This is a genomic window from Lentibacillus juripiscarius (assembly GCF_042685205.1).
GTDB lineage: Bacteria > Bacillota > Bacilli > Bacillales > Amphibacillaceae > Lentibacillus > Lentibacillus juripiscarius.
On record NZ_JBHUNA010000032.1, the window covers coordinates 1 to 2,009 of the forward strand.

Consider the following 2,009-nt stretch of genomic DNA (forward strand, 5'->3'; position numbering starts at 1 on the left):
CCCCCCCGCTCGCGCACCACAAGGTCTCGGCCGCCTTGGAGTCATAGCGGCATCTATCGGTGTCTTGAGGAATCCCTGTGACTCTCTGTGTGTTCAGGAACCTACAGACATCTACAGATACCTCAGGGCACACACGCCCATGCCCACCGGAGAAGACGAAACCTCCGCTAACCGGGACGTAGACCGCGTGTACCTGCCGAGTCGGTTCAGGCGAAACGCCTTTGCGCTCGGCGGGAGAAGCAGAACATGACGACAACGCCTGCCAGCGTCGTCCCCTCGCGGCGGCCCTTAACCGTCCGCGAGGGTCGTCGTCATGCCCGGCTTTCCCCGGGCTGACTTTCACGTCGTTTAGTGTCTACTCCGTCGTATCACCCGCCTATACTTAGACTCTTGGCAGGAACATATGTGCGTGAGTAGAATTGAAACCCCCACAGACAACAGTTTCAGACGCTTTACTACCGTTCCACACATTTCGACCCACTTCACACCGTGAAACGACGTTTCTACCTCTATCCATCTCTGAAACCACGAATCCGACCGCCTCAGACCTTCTACCCGGCGAACGCGCGTCTTATATATCTACTTCCATCTGTATGGATAGGTACCCTACGTAGTAGGGTACCGATCCATCCGTACACATCCACCCATTCCGAATCCATGGGCATGGGCGAGTGATCCTCAACTCCGACCGACAACCGCTGCCACCGCCTCCCGCTGCGACGGGTCGATCCCGAGCTGCCCGAGCACCGCCGGCACCGACTCGACGCCCTGGACTCTCACCAGCTCCACGATCTCCTCCTCGACCCCGGCCGACAGACCCGACGAGGAATCAAGCGACACCTGCCGAGAGGTGGCCGACTCCTCCACCACCGCCTCCTCCTCGTCCCTGCACGACCCACAGAGCCGCACATCCGGCCTCTCTGCCCGCCGCTTCACCGTCGCCACCTCACCCGCCGGGTGGTACTGACGACACGCCGTGCACGACTTCATCCCCTCGCCGCTCGCCTCATCGTTCGATGGTCCGAACGACTCGATGTGCACCGAGCTATTCGGCCCCGCCGAGATGTACCACGGCGGTGGTGTGACCGACGTTTCGGCCACCTCGACCCCGAGCGACGGCGGCGGCTTGAACACCGTGACAGAGTGACACCCCCGTCCCCGCTCGCCCGACTCTATCCGCACCTCCGAACCGCCGATCACCCGGTCCCACTTCTCGATGGCATCGCCTATCGACTCCGCGACGGCCACCAAGTGCTCCCACGTCTCCGCCAACGGCCCGCCGAGGCTCCGCTGGTGTGACCATCCTAAGTGCTCCAACGCCTCCCCGTGGTCGCCGAGGTACTGTGAGGCGGCGTAGGCGGCCATGTGCTCCGGCTTGTGCTCGCCATCGGTGTGTTCCGGCCCCACCCGCCGAACGTCCACCACGAACGGCGCACGGTCCCGCGTGAGCCGTTCCATATGACCCGCCGCCGAAGACGGCCACACTTCCAACTCTCCCGGCTTCATCGGCACCTCAGACCCGTGCAGAGCCGCCCACTGGTCCGACAGCCACGTCTGCGGAATGTATAGGCCCCGGTCGTGGCTCCCGTCGCGGAACCGATCCCGGTCCCACGCCCAGAATGCATGAATCACGCCCTGCGGCCCCTCACACGTCCGAATCTGTAAGTGCTCCAGACTGTCGATGTGGCTCAGACGGTGCCCCGTTGGGTCATCGTGGTGAGGGCAGTGCTTTCCGTCGCACATCGCCAGATCTGCCCGCTCGACCCGCTGCCGGAGTCGCTGATGTGAGTATGCCAGCTGATCGGCCGGCTTCGACTCCGGGCAAGACGTGAATGTCAGCCAGAGGATCTCGTAGTTGCGCGCTTCCCAGTATTTCAGCATCGTCACGCTCCGCTGAAACACGCGGCGCTGCTGTTTGCTCCAGTTTTGCTCGTCTTCCGAATCTTCGGGGTCCGAATCGTCCGTCTGACGGCCCGAAAACCCCTTCTCCCCCGGTGTTGGGTTTTCGC

The 2,009-nt window shown here is 62.9% G+C and carries 1 protein-coding gene; it reads right to left on the reverse strand.

The genetic code is table 11. From position 1 onward, the window contains the following. Positions 1 to 678: 678 nt before the first annotated feature. The coding region (locus tag ACFSUO_RS13535) for a hypothetical protein (RefSeq protein ID WP_382394970.1) at positions 679 to 2,009 on the reverse strand (1,331 nt) is incomplete at its 5' end.